The sequence below is a fragment of the Neorhizobium sp. 05N33 genome (assembly GCF_056397445.1).
In genome coordinates, this window is record NZ_JBFTNK010000013.1 from 104,371 (window position 1) to 121,312 (window position 16,942).

The following is a 16,942-nucleotide window of genomic DNA, read 5'->3' on the forward strand; positions in this document are numbered from 1 at the left end:
CGTTACAGATGATAAATCATCTGCGTCTGCTCTTCCGGGAATGCTGCAAGGTTCCGACCGTCGACAGCCAAGAGCCGCGCTTCGTAGGGCTGCGCCCTGCCGCCTTCGGTTACTTTTGCGTTCGCCAGCGGCCTCGATGCGTTTGCGCGTCAGCGAACCGCATGGAAGAGCCCTTTCGCATCCGCGCTCCGGCCGCCCTGAAGGGAGCCGGCTCGGCAGCACCTCACATGTTGGCTTAACCTGTTGGAAAAACGGCTTTGAGGCGTAACGCCAATGGAACGCAGAGAACTACATTTGGCCGCGCCAAACCGGGTCGTCGCCATCTCAAAGACAGGCCCCGGATAGATGTCTGTCATTTTGAAATCCAGTTGGATGACTTCTTATGCAGTAGGCGGTGCGGGATGGATGAAGGGCCAGGGGCTTGCTTCGGATCCCTTCTCGATTGGCACTTCAATGAGAACGGGAGCGTTCAGTTCCAGAGCCTCGCTGACAGCCGATTTCAGTTCACCTGGGGACGACACGCGATATGTTTTCACGCCAAAACTCTCGCCGAGTTTTACGAAATCAGGATTGGTGAGGTCTGAGCCAATGTACCGGCCGGAATAGACTTGCTTCTGATCGCGCAATACGTTTCCGTAGGCATTGTTGTTGAACACGATTGCGACGACCGCGATATTATGCTGCACGGCTGTAGCCAGCTCCTGCACACCGAACATGAAACCACCATCGCCCGACACTGAAACGACTGCCTTATCCGGATTGCCGACCTTGACACCGAGGGCGGTATTGAAGCCGAACCCGAGGTTGTCTTGATAGCCGCAAGTCACATACTGTCGGGGGCCGTAGACGGGGAAGGCAAACCGGGCGGTGAAGCCCATTTGACTGACCTCTTCGACGAAGAAACCATCGCGCGGCAGTGCCTCCCGGATCGCATTCAAATAATCGACCTGAGGCTGAACGGCCGAGAACCGCTCTTTCGCGTTGCGATTCAGGGCCGCGAACTCATCAGTACGCGACGCTCTGCCTGGTGTTCCCACTGCTTTGGTCAAAGCTGCAGTGCCGGCCTTTGCGTCCGCGACAATTCCAACGTCCGGCTTCAACCGGACCATTTCCGTTGGATCGATATCGATCCGAATAACCTTGAGTCCCTTGGGAAGCCACTTCCACCGCATGAATTCGAGTTCAAGACGGCTCCCGATACCGATGAGCACATCGGTATCTTTCCAGTAATCGAACGCGGCGACAAAATTCAGATAGTTGGGATGCTCGTCGCTTACGACGCCCTTTCCCGATCGATGGGACGTAACCGGCGCTTTAAGCGCTTTGGCCAATTCAGCAACTTCCGCACCCGCATCAACAGCGCCGCCGCCCACCATAATCAGAGGGTTCTTGGCGTTTGCCAGGATAGCAGCCGCAGCCTGAATACTGTCAGGATTGACTTGGGGGTCCGCGGCGCGTCTGGTTTCAGGAAGATCGAGCTCCGGGCCTGTCATTCCAAAGACATCCCAAGGCGCCTCGACCGCTCCGGGTCCCTGACGTCCGGAAAGCATTTTTCCGATCACCTCGGCCACGACCGTTCCGGTCTGGGACTGATGATCAATCCGCTCTGCGACCTTCGTGATCCCACGCATGGTCGCCAGCTGGTCGGGCAGCTCGTGGAGCTGGCCCCGACCCTGACCGATCAAGTGCGACATGATATTGCCCGTCAAACACAAGACAGGGGAATTCGCTCCATAGGCAGTGCAGAGGGCGGCGCCGGAATTGAGCACACCTGGACCAGGCACAACCGTATAGGCGCCAATGCGTCCAGTGGACTTCGCGTAACCGTATGCCATGTAGCCCGCACCCTGCTCGTGGCGGGTATGGATAAAACGGATCTCGTCGCGCTTTTCATAGAGAGCATCGTTGAAGTCGTACATATGGGCGCCGGGGATGCCGAAGACAGTGTCCACACCGTTTTCGACGAGTGAACGAGCGATGGCCTGCCCTGTGGTCTCTTTGTTTTTCATGATGATGTCCAAACCTGGCTTTTGGGGATGCTCAGGCCGCCGAGCGGGCGCTCAGCGTGCCTTCCGCCGACAGAGCCTTGACGATCACGCCCGCATCAGAAGGCTGCATCCCCGCCAAATTCATGCGACCGGAATCGGCCATGTAGATCCCGTGTTTGTGGCGCAATGCGACTGCCGTGTCTTTCGACATCGCCAGGTTCGAGAAGAGCCCTCGCTGGTTTGCGATAAAGCTCAGTTCCGGATGGGCAGCTGCAAGGGCGGCGCGGTTACCATTGACCCGAGCACACATTTCAACCAGCTCCTGCTTCCAGATTTGGGTAAGCTCCATGCTCTCCAGAATCACGCGTACGATGGCAGCGCCGTGGTCCGGGGGCATCGACCAGTTGACACGTGCCAACGACGCCATGTTGCCATCGGCGATTTTGAGCTGCTCTGCATTGCGGCTCACAAGGTAAAGGGCACCAACACGCTCGCGATAAAGACCAAAATTCTTGTCACACGAGTAGGCAACAAGCGCTTCGTCTACTGCCTCGAGGATAAGGCGGGTTGGCTCCGCGTCCGCTTCGAGGCCGTTGCCCAGACCTTGGTAGGCAAGATCGATAAAGGGAAGGAGCTTGCGCTCGACGAGCTTTGCAGCGATCTGCTCCCACTGGCCGATATCAAAATCAATGCCAGTTGGGTTGTGGCAGCAGCCGTGTAGCAGGATCACATCACCAGTCTCGGCCGCGTCGAGAGCCTCCAGAACACGATCGAAGTCGATTTGCTGCTTGGCAAGGTCGACGAAACGATAGTCTTTGACGGTCAAGCGCGCCGACTCGAAAATCGGAGCATGATTGGGCCAGCTGGGTGTGCCAAGCCAGACCTTCGCACCGGGTGTGGCTGAGGCGATAAGTTCAGCGCCCAGTCGCAGAGCGCCGCTTCCACCTGGCGTCTGAATGCCTACAACCTTGCCGGCATAATGATTTGCGCCGAAAATAATCGGTTTCAGGAGATTGACGAAATTCAGGTCCCCTTCCGGCCCGAGATAGCGCTTGCTGTCCTGGGTCTCGAGCAGCTGCCTTTCAGCGAGCTTGACGGCCCGCATGACCGGTGTTCGCCCTTGTTCGTCTCTGTAGACGCCGACGCCGAGGTCGACTTTGTAGCCTCTGGGATCGGCCTGAAACGCTTTGATGAGCGCAAGTAGGCTGTCGGCTGGTTGCGCAGTGAGTTTCTCAAACATGTTGTCTACCTCCTAAGAACGTGGCGTAAGCCTACAGGCGCTTTAGTGAGGCATGTTTGCAATTTTCAGCATATAGAGATATTATCTTACATGAAAATCACCAACTTTCCGCAAATTATGCAGATATTTTGACATGACCTCAAAATTACATACCCTAGATCAATTCGATATCCGTCTTCTCGCGGCTATTCAAAGCAATGCTGAGCTGACGCAGACTGAACTGTCGCAAGTCGTCAATCTGTCAGCAGCTCAATGCTCGCGGCGGCTTGACCGGCTGAGAAGCGAGGGTCTGATCCAGAACGTTGTAGCGATTTTGAACCCGGAAAAACTCGGCTTTTCCGTTGTTGCGCACACGCTGGTTAGCCTTCGGTCCCACACAGAGGAAGGGAATGCTCAACTGCACCGCTTCATCGAAACGGCGCCAGAGATCCTGGAATGCTACTCCCAGACGGGCGATGCGGATTTCCTGATGAAGATTGTGGCCAGCGATCTTGACCACCTCAGCATCTTTTTGGAGCGTATGATCAAGGTGACGGGTGGACTGGCGTCGGTCACCTCCAGCATCGTGCTACGGACCCTTAAGAAGAGTACCGAACTCCCGTTGCAGATTATTCAGACCTAGCGGGATTAACTACAACGCCAAAAGCAGGCTATCGGCTACCTTCGATATCGCGGCTCGGTCGACGATTGCAATGACGGAACCTGAGGCTATGACCATTCCTCCAACTGAGGCTGTCAGACGAATATAGCGACTTCTCCACCAAACCGACGCTTCAAGCTCGAATTTGGTGAACGCACTCGCTACAAAAATCATCCCAACGACCGCGGGAGCGGTCGCTACGGATAAAGCATCCGGACGATAGGCCAGGATGAGCGAGCATATCGTAAGGGTGACCGACCCGAGGACCGCCAGAAAGTAACATACCCACCAGTCTTGCCGGGCGCGTACACGGTCTGCCCTGGTTTTTCCCAGATATGACATCAGTATACGCTGCCTGAGCTCGCAGTACCGGGGCTGGAAGCGGTACGACCGAATTCCTCAATCAGCCGTGTCGTGGCGTTCGCAAATAAAGTGACATCATTTCCAATGGCAACGAATGTTGCACCGAGATCGACGTAGCGCCTGGCAAGCGACAGATCGGCGGTCAAGATTCCTGCAGCTTTTCCATGGGACTGGATGCGCAAGAGAGCCTTCTCAACTTCTTCTTGGACTTCCGGGGCTCCCGGCTTACCAAGATAGCCCATGTCAGCTGCGAGATCAGCCGGGCCGATGAACACGCCATCGACGCCGTCGATCGATGCGATTTCATCTAGCGCGGCCAAACCTGCGCGGCTTTCGATCTGAAGCAAGAGACAGATTTCGTCGTTTGCCGTCTGGAGGTAGTCCGGAATCCGGTTGAAGCGTGAGGCACGAGCCAGCGCTGCACCAACGCCCCGGACCCCGCGCGGGGGATAAGACACGGCCTTTACCAAATTCTCGGCGACCTCTTTGCTGTCAACCATCGGGATCAGGAGTGTTTGCGCGCCGATGTCGAGCAGCTGTTTTATGATGTATGTCTCGCCGATTGGCGGCCTGATAACCGCGTGACTGGCTGAACCTTTCATCGCCTGTAACTGGGCGACCAGGAGCGGGATGTCGTTTGGCGCATGTTCGGCATCGAGAAGGAGCCAGTCGAAGCCGGCGTCCGCTGATATTTCGACCGTGTAAGGATTTGCCAGAGCTTGCCAAAATCCGGTTTGAAGCCGCTTTTCCTGAAGCGCCCTTTTGAAGGTGTTGGTTGGAGCTGGCATGGTTTTCCCCTATTCGAAATACAGGCTTACAGTTCCGTAGGGCCCGAAATCGCCTACGATCGTGTCTCCATGACGTGCCTCAATCGGTCGAATGAACGACCCGGCAAGAACGACCTGCCCTGCTTCTATTCCGTCTCCATATTGCGACAGCCGATTGGCAAGCCACGCAACACCACGAGCAGGTTGATTGAGGACGCCCGCGCCAAGCCCAGTCTCTTCGACCTCCGCGTTGCGAGACACTATGGCACCCATCCAACGCATATCCAGTTGATCCGGGCGCACAGCGCGGCCGCCCGTTACGATGCCGGCGTTCGCAGCATTGTCAGAGATCGTATCGAGGACGTTACGGTTTTTCTTCGTCTGGGGATCCACCCGAAGAATCCGCGTGTCGAGAATTTCGAGGGCTGGAGTGACATAATCGGTGGCATTGAGCACATCGACGACGGTCACGTTCGGCCCCTTTAGGGGCGCTTTCATGATGAAGGCGATTTCAGCTTCGATCCTCGGCTGAATAAACCGGTCTTTTGGAACGACCGAACTGTCCTCAAAGACCATGTCGTCCAGCAAGACCCCTGAGTCTGGAATGTTGATGTTGAGGGCATATTGCATCGCCTTGGATGTGAGACCAATTTTCCAGCCCACCACCTGACGTCCGTCGGAAACTTTCTTTTTCACCCACGCAGACTGGATCGCATAGGCATCATCCATCACCATGTCCGGATGCTGAAGTGACAAAAGCCCGGTCTGAACGCGAGTCCGTTCGGCTTCGTCCAGCGCGGCAACAGCTGTTTCTATGTCTGCGGTGGACAGCATCTCAGATCCTCTCGTCGGCAATGGTGTTGCGCAACAGACCGATACCGTCGGCCTCGACCTCAACGATATCGCCCGGCTTCAACCAAATTGGCGGATCGAAGCGTGCTCCAGCGCCAGTAGGTGTTCCGCAGACGATCACGTCGCCTGGCACGAGTGTCGTAAAGGTTGAGACGTAATTGATGATCTTCCGGAATGAGAAAATCATTCGACTGGTCCGATCACTCTGGCGGACCTCGCCATTGACCCGCGTCTCCAGCTTGATGTCCGCTAGCTGACTTTCGTCAGTATAAGGAACTATCCATGGCCCAATCGAGCCCGAGGCATCGAAATTCTTGCCTTGGGTAACGTTGAACTTGGCGTGCCGGACCCAATCCCGCAGCGTCCCTTCGTTGCAGAGCGACAGAGCCGCTATGTGTGAGAGAGCCTCGCTTTCTGGAATGCGTCGGCCTTCTTTTCCGATGACGACAACTATTTCCCCCTCATAATCGAGTTGAGGGCTCTCCGGTGGCCGGATCAGCGGCTGATCGTGACCCGTGAAGGATCGCGGGAAGCGGATAAACAGCGACGGATTGGTGGGCGCTGTCTGCCCATCTTTGTATTCCTCGTTACGGTCCGGAAAATTGACGCCGACGCAGATGATCTTTTCCGGCGACGGGATTGGAATGTCCAATGTAACCGCAGCCAGGGGATAGTCGACGGGGGCCGATTGACCTTTCTCGGCCAGCATGTCCAAAGCACCTGCGGCGATAACTTCGCGCAGGGTCGGAAAACGCGGGCGGAACCTGACGGACAGGTCCACCACGCCATCTTCGCGGATTAGGCCGTAACCCTGGCGACCGGAATTGGAAAAAGATGCAAAACGGGGATGCATACGGACTTTCCTTTATTGTTCTTTTGTTGTGATGCCACCAAGGCATACGTATTTGAGCTCGAGGTAGTCATCGATGCCGTATTTGGAGCCTTCACGGCCTAGCCCGGACGACTTTACGCCGCCGAACGGTGCTTCAGCAGTGGATATCAGGCCGGTATTCACGCCAACCATTCCATATTCGAGGGCCTCGGCAACTCGAAACACCCGCGACAGATCCTTCGCGTAGAAATAGGAAGCGAGACCGAATTCCGTGTCGTTCGCCTTTTCAACCACATCAGTCTCGTTCTCGAAGCGAAAGAGCGGCGCGATAGGCCCGAAGGTTTCTTCGGATGCCACGGCCATGTCTTGCGTGACGCCTGTGAGAACAGTCGCTTCGTAGAAGGTGCCGCCAAGTTCATGCGCTTTTCCGCCTTGAATGACGATTGCGCCCTTCGATACGGCATCCTGAACGTGCTCTTCGACTTTCTTGAGAGCCGCTTCATCGATCAAGGGTCCGAGCGCAACGCCCTCCTCGAACCCGTTTCCGGTCCGAAGCTTACTAACGGCTTTGGCCAGCTTTTCAGCGAACGCGTCATAGACCGTATCCTGGACGTACAGGCGATTGGCGCAAACGCAGGTCTGACCATTGTTCCTGAACTTCGCGATCAAGGCGCCTTCGACGGCTGCGTCGAGATCTGCATCATCGAACACGATGAAGGGCGCATTGCCGCCCAGCTCCAGACCAAGTTTTTTGATCGTGGGAGCAGACTGACGGTAAAGTTCGGCACCAACTTCCGTCGACCCAGTGAATGTGAGTTTACGTACGATGGGATTTGAGGTCATCTCGGCGCCGATTTCGCGAGATGAACCGGTAATCACGCTGAACAATCCTGCCGGCAATCCTGCCCGCTCCCCCAGTACCGCCAAAGCGATCGCGGAAAATGGCGTCTGAGCAGCGGGTTTCAATACCATTGCACATCCGGCTGCGAGCGCCGGGCCAGCTTTTCGTGTAATCATCGCGTTCGGAAAATTCCACGGCGTGATGGCCGCGACGACGCCAATCGGCTGCTTCATCACCAGAATGCGTTTGTCTCGCTGATGGCCGGATATAATGTCGCCGTTGATGCGTCTGGCTTCTTCGGCGAACCACTCGATGAAACTTGCCCCATAGGCGATCTCACCCTTTGCTTCGAGGAGCGGCTTTCCCTGTTCGAGTGTGAGAATGTGCGCCAAGTCATCCTGGTTGGACATTATCAACTCAAACCACTTGCGCAGGATTACGCTACGCTCCTTCGCGGTTCGCGCTGCCCATTCCTTCTGCGTTTCTTCGGCATGCGCGATCGCCGCACGTGCTTCTGCCGCCCCCAGCTTGGGAACGGAGCCGATCTTCTCACCAGTTGCGGGGTTTGTGACCGCAATGGCATCCGTATCGTTTGCTTCGATCCAGTCGCCACCAATGTAAGCGGCCTGGCGGAATAACGTTGGGTCTTTCGGGTGCATCGCTTGGTCACTCCGTGTGGGCTAAGAGAAAAGGGACACAGGGACTTGCCAATGTCCCTCGCCGTCTGTGTTCGCAACGAGATCAGGGCGCGATGATCGGTTGAGCCTTTAGAAGTGGCTCCTGGGTTGGAAGGTCGGTGAACAAACTGCCGTGTTCGAACCAAGACCTCGGCGCAGGTGCCCCCCACAATGTCTGACGCTGTGGATCCTTCAGGTCCCATTTGATCGGCTCGAGATCGGGATCGACAGTCTGGTAGTCCGAGCAGTAAATCTCGATGCGGTGGCCGTCCGGATCAAGGATGTAGAGGAAAAATGCATTAGAGATGCCGTGACGGCCTGGACCCCGTTCGATGTTTGCGAGGTATCCAGTGGTTGACATAAGATCGAGGAGATCGATGATGTTCAAAGGTGTTGGAACCCAGAATGCTGTGTGATGCAGTCGCGGGCCGACGCCGTTTGTGAACGCCATGTCGTGGACGCCACCCTTGCGATGCAACCAGGCGGCAAACAGTTTTTTGCTTTCTGCATCCTCAGTGTATTCCGTAACACGGAAACCAATGTCGTTGTAAAAGGCCACGGATGCGTCAACGTCTGGCGTGAAGCAGTTGAAGTGGTCGATCCGGAGTGGTTTGACCCCGTGATAAAGCGCGTACTTTTGATGGATAGGCGTCAGGCGATCCATTTTGAAGTAAAATTCAAGCGGGATGCCGAAGTTGTCATGGGTGCGCAGGGTGCGTCCCTGGAAAGGGCGCTCCACCCATTCCGTCTTGTGACTTTTTGTATCGAAATAGACCTTGGCTTTGTCGAGATCTTCCTCGGAATAGACCTTCAAGGCGAGGTAGCTGATTGCCGAAGTATCGCTCTTCTTGAGCACCATGCAGTGATGGCCGCGTTCTTCCATGGCACGCAGGTAGACAGTATCAGAGTCTTCGTCTGTTACCTGAAGGCCGAGCATGTCCACATAGAAGGCACGGCTGGCAGCAAGATTCTTAACAAGGAATTCGACATGGCTAAGCCGAACCGTGTTGAACGCTGGATAGAGATTGAATTGCGGGAGCGGCATGGTTTCCTCCTCGGGGCCGAAACAGCCCGTGTTCGGCGCTTTGTTGTTACGAAGCGGCCGCGTCTTTTGTTGACGCAGCCAGAGTGTCGCGAAATCCTGTCAGCCGCCCAATTTCTGGATCGCATGGGCAGTCGTGGCGAAAGCGATGTTCTTGGTTTCCATGTAGAAATCGAACGACCAGTCTCCACCGTCGCGGCCGATACCGGAATTCTTGACGCCGCCGAACGGGGTCGGCAGGTGGCGGACATTCTCTGAATTGACCCAGATCATGCCAGCCTCAAGTTGGTCGGTCAGCCTGAAAGCCCGCGTCACGTCGGAAGTCCAAAGATAACCGGTCAAACCGTACTGCACATCGTTGGCGATCTTCAAAGCATCCGCTTCGTCTTTGAACGGGATTGCGGTCAGAACCGGACCAAAGATCTCTTCCTGGGCGATCCGCATTTCATTGTTGGCACCGGTAAAGAGTGTTGGAGCGACGTAGCATCCGCCACCTGGTCCTTCGACCTTGTGGCCACCAGCGGCGACAGTTGCGCCTTCGGCTTTGCCGATCTCGACGTATTCCAATACCTTCCGTTCGTGGACAGGGTGAATCAGAGGTCCGACGACCGTCTGCGGATCGAGCGGGTGGCCGACCTTGATACGTTTTGCCCTCTCGGCAACCATTTCCGTGAACTTGCCGTAGATGCTTTCTTCGACCAACAATCGGGATGAGGACGTGCATCGTTCGCCGTTGAGCGAATAGATCATGAATACGGCAGCATCCGCCGCTCGCTCCAGGTCAGCGTCAGCGAAAACAATGACCGGGTTTTTGCCACCGAGCTCGAAGTGGACGCGCTTGAGCGTGTCGGCACCCTGCTTCATGATCATTGAGCCCGTCCGGCTTTCGCCAACAAAACCGATCGCCTTGATCAATGGATGTTCTGTCAGCGCTTTACCGGCGTCCTCTCCCAAACCATTGACGAGGTTCCAAACACCTTTGGGAAGGCCGGCGCTTTCGGCAATCTCGACCAGCAGGCGTGCTGTAAGCGGCGAGAATTCAGCCGGCTTATGGACGATCGTGCAACCGGCCGCCAAGGCCGGTGCAATCTTCCAGGTCGACAGCATGAATGGCGTGTTCCATGGAGTGATCACACCGACCGGTCCAATTGGGTTCCGCGTTGTCAGGTTAATCTGGCCAGGAATACGGATCGATTTGCCGTCTCTTGCTTCTGGTGCTCGGTCTGCGAAGAACCGAAAATTCTCCGCGCCACGTAGCGCTGCCTTCGCCATGAATTTCAGCGACTGTCCGGTGTCCATGCACTCAATGAACGCGATCTCCTCGGCGCGGGCAACGATCGCGTCAGCGATTTTGTGCAGGAGCGCCTTGCGAGCGTCACCAGGCATTGCCGCCCAGGCGGGAAATGCCTCGGATGCGGCTTTGGCAGCACGATCGACGTCTGCCGCTTTGCCATGGGCGACTTGCGCCAGAGGCTGCAAGTCGACGGGCGAGATTGTCTTGAACGTTGCACGATCTAAAGCAGGGACAGCTTCTCCGGCAATGTGATTGAGGACGCCGTCGGTCCGAAACCGGGCAAGATAGGCCTCGGCCTTTTTCTTGTTGTCTTCAAAATTCGTCATGAGATCTCCATCTCGAATGCAGCAGCATTCGCTCAGCCAATGTTCAATGGTGTTTTCTAAGTTCCTGCCCGAAGGCGCGCATGGATCGCATTGTCTTTCCAGCTCAGGGCTGGATCGATCTCGCGCACCTCAAGGGAGAGAGCAAAATGTGGCTCGCTGAAAAGGTCCAGCAGCTCGGCCTTGACGACTGACATGATCGCGTTGCCAACACGCTTCTTTTCTTCGGCAGATCTGCCCGCGCCAATGCGAAAGCTCATGTCGATGAAAGAATTGCGCTCGTCGAGGTCAGCGATCGCGTAGTCATCGCTAAGCAGAACTCGGACGCGAACCGCGCCACGTTCGAACAACCCACTGTCGAGGATCGCTTTATGAACGACCTCACACAGCGATTTGAAATCGACGCGCGGTTTCAGGTTCGCGGATCCTTCAATGACGAAATGTGGCATTTATCGCTCCTCAGATACTTAACACGTTAACAATTATTGAGTGTTTGTCAACCCACTGTCGGGTGATCTCGGCCTGATCGAATATTGACGGGCCGGTAAATTCTCACTTATTCACCTCATATGGATCAGGATAAAAATCACCCTCGCCTTCTGCGTAGCACCCGCCAGGCACTCCCAATCGCACTGTTGAAGGCGCGAGAAGCAGTGATGGGCCATTTTCGACCGATGCTTGCGCAGCACAATGTGACGGAGCAGCAATGGCGTGTGCTGCGGCTCTTGAGTGAACGCGGGCAGATCGATGCCACCGAATTGGCGCAAGGTGCAGCTCTCCTTGCCCCCAGCCTGACAAGGATGATCAAGGCGCTTGAGGACCGTAAGCTGATCAGGACGACGAAGGATGCTGCGGATGGCCGACGTCTGCTTGTCCGGATTGATGACGCAGGCGCTAAGCTCCTCGAAGAAGTACGGCCCGAAAGTCTTAAAATTTATGAAGAGCTTGAGCTTCGCATTGGCCACGACAAGATCGAAGCCCTGGTTGCATTGCTTAACGAGGTCACGGACAAGGCGACGACGCGTTAGTCGAGTTTGCGCCCTTGCGTTCTTTCGCTAATTTACTTAACATGTTTAGTAATTCAGCGACGGAAATAGGAGGAGTTTTCCCATGGTGAACCAGCAATACAGGCTTGTCATCGACGGCCAGTCGATCGCAACTGAAGGAACATTCGACGTGCTAAATCCCTCAGATGGTCAAGTCGTGGGGGCAGCGCCAAAGGCAACCGTAGCCCAGTTGGACCAGGCGGTTTCCGCGGCGCAAACAGCTTACGAAAAGTGGAGCAAAGCTGACGACGCGACGCGCCAGAAGGCCTGTGTCGCAATCGCTGACACCTTGCGCGATCATGCGGAGGAGCTGGCCCAGCTTCTCACCCTGGAACAGGGAAAACCCCTGAATGGGATGGGCTCCCGGTATGAGCTCGGAGGGGCCGAAGCTTGGGCGCGATACACTGCCGGTCTGGAGCTGCCGGTCAAGGTTTTGCAGGATGACAATCAGGGCCGGGTGGAACTGCACCGCAAACCGGTGGGCGTTGTAGGATCAATTACGCCCTGGAACTGGCCGTTGATGATTGCGATCTGGCACATTGTACCGGCCATACGAACCGGGAACACTGTTGTGATCAAGCCCTCCCCGCTCACCCCGCTGTCCACCATCCGGATGATCGAACTGCTCAACACAGTTCTGCCGACAGGTGTGTTGAATTGTGTGACGGGTGAAAACGACATCGGGGCCGCAATATCCTCCCACCCTGGTATTGCCAAGATCGTTTTCACGGGCTCGACCGAGACCGGCAAAAAAATCATGGCAGGCGCTGCGGCGACATTGAAACGCCTGACTCTTGAACTCGGTGGTAATGATGCCGGCATTGTCCTGCCCGATTGCGATCCCCGCCAGATTGCCGAGGGACTGTTCTGGGGCGCTTTCATCAATGGCGGGCAAACCTGTGCGGCATTGAAGAGACTTTATGTTCACGAGGACATCTACGAGGACGTTTGCCGTGAGCTGACAAGCTTTGCAGCGACAGTCAAAGTCGGTGATGGACTTTCGGAAGATAGTGTCCTGGGTCCGGTCCAGAACCGCATGCAGTACCAGAAGGTCAAAGATCTGGTGGAAGATGCGAAGCGGCGTGGCGGGCGCATTCTCATTGGAGGGGATTCTGACGACAACGCTCCTGGGAATTTCTATCCCGTGACGCTGGTCGCGGACCTTAATAACGGCGATCGTCTGGTGGACGAGGAACAGTTTGGGCCGGCTCTCCCGATCATCAAGTATTCTGATCTCGACGAAGTCATCAGGCGCGCGAATGACAACCCGAACGGTCTTGGTGGTTCCGTCTGGGGCAGAGACCTTGCGAAAGCAAAGAAAGTGGCAAGCCAGCTGGAATGTGGATCCGTATGGATCAACAAGCACGGAGCTATCCAGCCGAACGTGCCGTTCGGTGGCGTGAAGGGTTCCGGTCTGGGCGTAGAATTTGCTGAAGAGGGCCTGGTGGAATACACGACGATCCAGGTCATTTTTCAGTAAGAGCCTGGATCGCGAGAAAAGAAAGGGACGCCGGGTTCGCCGGCGTCCCTTTTCTTATGTTGTTCCGGGATCGAAGCCTCCGAATTCTGCCGACAGAGTGACCGTGCGCGCCCTAAGACTTCAAGCGATCTCAGATAGGAACCGTTGAGCACGTTCAGTCTTTGGGTTGTCGAGGAAATCGTTCGAAAGTCCCTCCTCGATGATTTCACCGCTTTCGAGAAACACGATGTGGTTGCCGACTGCCCGCGCAAAACCCATCTCGTGCGTGACCACGACCATAGTCATGCCTTCCTTGGCGAGATCTTGCATCACCGCCAAAACACTTCCTCGCAGCTCAGGATCAAGGGCTGACGTGGGTTCGTCGAACAACATCGCCAGCGGTTTGGTGGCGATGGCGCGGGCAATGGCAACCCGCTGCTTTTGACCGCCCGACAGTTGCCCAGGGTAATGTCCTTCTCTGTCGGCCAGACCGACTTTTACGATCTCCTCGCGCGCGATCTCACGCGCTTCGTCTTTCGACATGCCCTTGCTGTGGACCAACCCACACATCACGTTCTCTAAAACGGTCATGTGCGGGAAGAGATTGAAGTGCTGAAAGACCATGCCCGTCTCGCGACGAAGCCGCTGAAAATCACGGCTGTAACGGCGCTCTCTTGAGCGTGCCGAAAAATAGGCTTTGGCATCCCATTCTACGGAGCCGACCCGTAGTTGGCCCACGTCAGGAATATTGAGCAGGTTCAAACACCTCAAAAGTGTGCTTTTGCCTGAGCCACTTGGTCCAAGCAAGACGACGACATCGCCTTCAAGAACGTCAAGCGATACCGAATTCAGCCCCCTCACATTGGGAAGGTCGCGACTGGGGAACCACTTGCTAGCATTCCGCAGTGAGATGACTGTTTTTCTTTCTTCTGAATTTTCCATGTTCCGCTCCCTCGAAGAAGCGGGGCGGCCACTCGGCCGCCCCGACACGAATCTCACGCGTCCACTTTGAGAGGGCTGCCGCCCGGACCAACCGCAAGGTAAGGAAGGCCTGCGGCGATCGCATCTTTGCCGACATACTCGCGGAATACGGAGTTGAGGATTCCGCCTGCTGCATTGAAAAGCAACCAGTTGGTCACGAACATGTACATCTTCATGTCTCCCGTCGGCATGAAGAAGGTGTTGTGATCGACATAAGCCGGTTCCTTGCCGATTATCTGAAGCGCGACACCCTGTTTCTTGGTGTTCACGATCGTGAACAGCGACTGCAAGGTTGCGTTCGCACGTCCTGACATGACCTGACCGATGGCGCCCGTCTGGTCAGGGAATACCGAGACGTTTGCCTTCGGGTAGAGCGCCCGGATCTTCGCTTCCTGCGAGCTTCCCTGAAGAGCGGCGAACTTGAACTCCGGCGAGTTCATCTGTTCGAAAGTCAAGTCTGACGCGTCGCGTCCAACGACGTAGACCGGTTGAAACGTCACGGCACAGCCGGCAAACCAGCCACGTAGCGAACGTGATGGCAAGATCGTTCCCGTTGTCATGATATCGGCACGGCCGGATTCGACGGCTGCAAACATCTGACCGAAATCCATGTCTGCGAATTCTACCTGGATATCAGGCGAGACATCTTTCATCATTCGACGGATGAGAGCGATCTCGTAGCCGTCCGGCTCACCCTTGTCGTTGATGTACAGGTTTGGCGGATATTTGAGGCTCGCCGCGACCACGATTTTTTTGGTGCGGATCGCTTTGTCCAGGACGGATTCCTTCGCGGCATCCTGCGCGGCGGCCGGTGTCGTTGCACCGAGTGCAACAGCAGCTGCGCCGCCCACGAACAAACCTGCTGTCAGTAGCGAACGGCGGTTTGCCTGCATTCCATTATCTTGCTTCGTATCCATGAGCATTCCCCTTGTTGTTTCCACGATGAAATTTTCGGCCTGGAACCCACGATCCGTGGGGTACAGCTTTTGCTAGGCGGTAAGACCGCCATCGACTGTCAGCTGCGCACCATTCACGTAGCTGGCATCATCACTCGCCAAGAATAGCGTGGCTTTGGCGATTTCTTCGTATGTCCCAAGGCGACCGAGAGGGACCGTCGGCGCAAAGCGCTGGTCACGAGCTGCGACCTGTTCGGCCGACATTCGGGTCAATCTGTCTGCCATGACACTTTCAAGGACGCCGGGGCAGATCGCATTTGCGCGAATCCCTTTTGCTCCGTAGTCCCGGGCGATGGTACGCGTCAGCATGATCAACCCGGCCTTCGAGACGCCGTATACCGCCTCGGCTGTCGAGGCCCGCTGACCCGCGATAGAGGCCGTGTTGACGATCACACCCTTGCCCGCCTCCACCATGTGCGGGATCGCTTGCCTGCAGAAGAGATAAGCCGACTTTAGGTTCACGTCCAAAGCCTGCTGCCACATCGCGGGATCGGTCTGCGAAATCGTGCCTGTAGGGTTGATACCGGCATTGTTGATCAAGATGTCCAGGGATGAGAAGCGTGACCGGGCCAGTTCGACTGCTTGCTGTGAGGTTTCCTCCTGTGAAACATCGCCAACGAGTTCGACGACGTCCGCTCCCTCTCCGCGTAGAAGCAGCACCAAGTTTTCCAGCTGATCTTTTGCGCGATCAACGAGAACAAGCCTCGCACCTTCATTCGCCAGTGCCTGCGCAACGGCGCGCCCGAGCCCACTTGCGACCCCCGTTACGAGGACCGTTTTTCCTGAAAACCGCATGTCTGACTTCCCATTATTTGCTTTTTCGCGACCGCTTGGGACCGCTTTTTGACATCTATGACTTGAATCTATCTGTCTTGCAATATGAAATCATATATGATGTTGACGAAGCTGGCGCTCGGGTTTATCGATTGAGTCAGTACCGGAGAAGAAGCCGAGTAAAGAAAAAGGGAACGTCATGAACCTCGATTTCTCGATCATCCTGACGCAATGGCCCCGGTTCCTATGGGGATTAGGGTATGATCTCTATTTCGCATTCGCGGGATTCGCGCTCGGCTGTGTTATCGGGTTTATCTCCTATCTTGGCTCGGCCTCCCGCTCGAAAATCGCCCGCGCAGTGTCTTATACGTACGTGCAGATCGTTCGGGGCCTGCCGATGTATCTGTTGCTTTTGTGGATCTACTTTGGACTTGCAACAAAGTTCGGCCTGGCCTTGACCGGGCCGCAGGCGATCATCATCGCCATCGCCATCATGAGCTCGGCATTTGCTTCCGAGATTTTCAGGACCGGTTATAATTCTATTGACGTCGGTCAGATTGAAGCCGGCAAGGCACTCGGTCTTTCCGACCTCCGGATCAATCGCACTATCCTTTTTCCACAGGTCATTCGGGTCGTGATCCCGCCCCTGCTGAACGTCTTCGTGATCTGCTTCAAAGCGGCGACTTACGCGGCAGTGGTCGCTGTCCCGGAACTCGTCTTCACGGCCCAGGACATCAGTCTCAACCAATATAGGCCGTTCGAAGCCTATATCTCGGTCGCCGTCCTACTCATCGCGACGATGCTGGTTTTATCTTTGCTGGTCAAAGTCGTCGAAGACCGTCTCAATGACGGCAAAGGGGCTTGAAG

16 protein-coding genes are annotated in these 16,942 nt (G+C 55.9%); 4 read left to right on the top strand and 12 right to left on the bottom strand.

Annotation, left to right across the window (positions count from 1 at the left end; genetic code table 11):
- Positions 1 to 380: 380 nt before the first annotated feature.
- On the bottom strand, positions 381 to 2,009 hold the full coding sequence (locus AC1DLT_RS25180) for a thiamine pyrophosphate-dependent enzyme (RefSeq protein ID WP_477488549.1): 1,629 nt from the start codon (positions 2,007 to 2,009) through the stop codon (positions 381 to 383).
- Positions 2,010 to 2,040: 31 nt separating this feature from the next.
- On the bottom strand, positions 2,041 to 3,228 hold the full coding sequence (locus AC1DLT_RS25185; RefSeq protein ID WP_477488550.1) for an amino acid aminotransferase: 1,188 nt from the start codon (positions 3,226 to 3,228) through the stop codon (positions 2,041 to 2,043).
- A 133-nt stretch (positions 3,229 to 3,361) separates the two neighbouring features.
- Between AC1DLT_RS25185 and AC1DLT_RS25190 the strand changes: the two genes are divergently transcribed.
- Positions 3,362 to 3,850 (top strand): Lrp/AsnC family transcriptional regulator, encoded by a 489-nt coding sequence (locus AC1DLT_RS25190; RefSeq protein WP_040124767.1) that lies wholly within the window; start codon positions 3,362 to 3,364, stop codon positions 3,848 to 3,850.
- 359 nt (positions 3,851 to 4,209) lie between these two features.
- On the opposite strand, the gene hpaI is transcribed toward AC1DLT_RS25190, so the two are convergent.
- The 7 genes from hpaI to AC1DLT_RS25225 form a co-directional block, all read right to left on the bottom strand.
- Positions 4,210 to 5,019 (bottom strand): 4-hydroxy-2-oxoheptanedioate aldolase, encoded by an 810-nt coding sequence (hpaI, locus tag AC1DLT_RS25195; RefSeq protein WP_040124765.1) that lies wholly within the window; start codon positions 5,017 to 5,019, stop codon positions 4,210 to 4,212.
- A gap of 9 nt (positions 5,020 to 5,028) precedes the next feature.
- On the bottom strand, positions 5,029 to 5,832 hold the full coding sequence (hpaH, locus tag AC1DLT_RS25200) for a 2-oxo-hept-4-ene-1,7-dioate hydratase (RefSeq protein ID WP_105404662.1): 804 nt from the start codon (positions 5,830 to 5,832) through the stop codon (positions 5,029 to 5,031).
- Position 5,833: 1 nt separating this feature from the next.
- The gene (locus AC1DLT_RS25205; protein WP_247136722.1) at positions 5,834 to 6,703 is read right to left on the bottom strand and encodes a fumarylacetoacetate hydrolase family protein; all 870 of its coding nucleotides are present in this window, start codon (positions 6,701 to 6,703) and stop codon (positions 5,834 to 5,836) included.
- A gap of 12 nt (positions 6,704 to 6,715) precedes the next feature.
- Entirely contained in the window at positions 6,716 to 8,182 is a 1,467-nt protein-coding gene (gene gabD / locus AC1DLT_RS25210) for an NADP-dependent succinate-semialdehyde dehydrogenase (protein ID WP_247034726.1), read from the bottom strand.
- 82 nt (positions 8,183 to 8,264) lie between these two features.
- Positions 8,265 to 9,245: a 3,4-dihydroxyphenylacetate 2,3-dioxygenase gene (gene hpaD / locus AC1DLT_RS25215; RefSeq protein ID WP_247136724.1), complete on the bottom strand. Its 981-nt coding sequence runs from the start codon at positions 9,243 to 9,245 to the stop codon at positions 8,265 to 8,267.
- 99 nt (positions 9,246 to 9,344) lie between these two features.
- A complete protein-coding gene (hpaE, locus tag AC1DLT_RS25220; protein WP_477488551.1) occupies positions 9,345 to 10,862 on the bottom strand; it encodes a 5-carboxymethyl-2-hydroxymuconate semialdehyde dehydrogenase in 1,518 nt (505 codons plus the stop codon).
- 56 nt (positions 10,863 to 10,918) lie between these two features.
- Positions 10,919 to 11,308, bottom strand: coding sequence for a 5-carboxymethyl-2-hydroxymuconate isomerase (locus AC1DLT_RS25225; protein WP_477488552.1), 390 nt, complete (start codon positions 11,306 to 11,308; stop codon positions 10,919 to 10,921).
- A gap of 120 nt (positions 11,309 to 11,428) precedes the next feature.
- Between AC1DLT_RS25225 and hpaR the strand changes: the two genes are divergently transcribed.
- Complete coding sequence (gene hpaR, locus AC1DLT_RS25230) at positions 11,429 to 11,887, top strand: homoprotocatechuate degradation operon regulator HpaR (protein ID WP_258718873.1); 459 nt, start codon at positions 11,429 to 11,431, stop codon at positions 11,885 to 11,887.
- 82 nt (positions 11,888 to 11,969) lie between these two features.
- Entirely contained in the window at positions 11,970 to 13,385 is a 1,416-nt protein-coding gene (locus AC1DLT_RS25235; protein ID WP_477488553.1) for an aldehyde dehydrogenase family protein, read from the top strand.
- A 120-nt stretch (positions 13,386 to 13,505) separates the two neighbouring features.
- Here the strand turns inward: AC1DLT_RS25235 and AC1DLT_RS25240 are convergent, their stop codons facing one another.
- From AC1DLT_RS25240 to AC1DLT_RS25250, 3 genes are all read right to left on the bottom strand, one after another.
- Positions 13,506 to 14,306: an amino acid ABC transporter ATP-binding protein gene (locus AC1DLT_RS25240; RefSeq protein WP_477488554.1), complete on the bottom strand. Its 801-nt coding sequence runs from the start codon at positions 14,304 to 14,306 to the stop codon at positions 13,506 to 13,508.
- 53 nt (positions 14,307 to 14,359) lie between these two features.
- Positions 14,360 to 15,262 (bottom strand): substrate-binding periplasmic protein, encoded by a 903-nt coding sequence (locus tag AC1DLT_RS25245; protein WP_172723944.1) that lies wholly within the window; start codon positions 15,260 to 15,262, stop codon positions 14,360 to 14,362.
- A gap of 72 nt (positions 15,263 to 15,334) precedes the next feature.
- Entirely contained in the window at positions 15,335 to 16,096 is a 762-nt protein-coding gene (locus AC1DLT_RS25250) for an SDR family NAD(P)-dependent oxidoreductase (protein WP_040124747.1), read from the bottom strand.
- A gap of 178 nt (positions 16,097 to 16,274) precedes the next feature.
- Here AC1DLT_RS25250 and AC1DLT_RS25255 point away from each other — a divergent pair, with 178 nt between their 5' ends.
- The gene (locus AC1DLT_RS25255) at positions 16,275 to 16,940 is read left to right on the top strand and encodes an amino acid ABC transporter permease (RefSeq protein ID WP_247034722.1); all 666 of its coding nucleotides are present in this window, start codon (positions 16,275 to 16,277) and stop codon (positions 16,938 to 16,940) included.
- Positions 16,941 to 16,942: the final 2 nt, after the last annotated feature.

Bases quoted from the DNA above. Each gene is read 5' to 3' on its own strand.
- AC1DLT_RS25245 (WP_172723944.1), bottom strand. From the start codon at position 15,262: ATGGATACGAAGCAAGATAATGGAATGCAGGCAAACCGCCGTTCGCTA.
- hpaD (WP_247136724.1), bottom strand. From the start codon at position 9,245: ATGCCGCTCCCGCAATTCAATCTCTATCCAGCGTTCAACACGGTTCGG.
- AC1DLT_RS25235 (WP_477488553.1), top strand. From the start codon at position 11,970: ATGGTGAACCAGCAATACAGGCTTGTCATCGACGGCCAGTCGATCGCA.
- AC1DLT_RS25185 (WP_477488550.1), bottom strand. From the start codon at position 3,228: ATGTTTGAGAAACTCACTGCGCAACCAGCCGACAGCCTACTTGCGCTC.
- AC1DLT_RS25180 (WP_477488549.1), bottom strand. From the start codon at position 2,009: ATGAAAAACAAAGAGACCACAGGGCAGGCCATCGCTCGTTCACTCGTC.
- hpaH (WP_105404662.1), bottom strand. From the start codon at position 5,832: ATGCTGTCCACCGCAGACATAGAAACAGCTGTTGCCGCGCTGGACGAA.
- AC1DLT_RS25240 (WP_477488554.1), bottom strand. From the start codon at position 14,306: ATGGAAAATTCAGAAGAAAGAAAAACAGTCATCTCACTGCGGAATGCT.
- hpaR (WP_258718873.1), top strand. From the start codon at position 11,429: ATGGATCAGGATAAAAATCACCCTCGCCTTCTGCGTAGCACCCGCCAG.
- AC1DLT_RS25225 (WP_477488552.1), bottom strand. From the start codon at position 11,308: ATGCCACATTTCGTCATTGAAGGATCCGCGAACCTGAAACCGCGCGTC.
- hpaE (WP_477488551.1), bottom strand. From the start codon at position 10,862: ATGACGAATTTTGAAGACAACAAGAAAAAGGCCGAGGCCTATCTTGCC.
- AC1DLT_RS25190 (WP_040124767.1), top strand. From the start codon at position 3,362: ATGACCTCAAAATTACATACCCTAGATCAATTCGATATCCGTCTTCTC.
- gabD (WP_247034726.1), bottom strand. From the start codon at position 8,182: ATGCACCCGAAAGACCCAACGTTATTCCGCCAGGCCGCTTACATTGGT.
- AC1DLT_RS25255 (WP_247034722.1), top strand. From the start codon at position 16,275: ATGAACCTCGATTTCTCGATCATCCTGACGCAATGGCCCCGGTTCCTA.
- hpaI (WP_040124765.1), bottom strand. From the start codon at position 5,019: ATGCCAGCTCCAACCAACACCTTCAAAAGGGCGCTTCAGGAAAAGCGG.
- AC1DLT_RS25250 (WP_040124747.1), bottom strand. From the start codon at position 16,096: ATGCGGTTTTCAGGAAAAACGGTCCTCGTAACGGGGGTCGCAAGTGGG.
- AC1DLT_RS25205 (WP_247136722.1), bottom strand. From the start codon at position 6,703: ATGCATCCCCGTTTTGCATCTTTTTCCAATTCCGGTCGCCAGGGTTAC.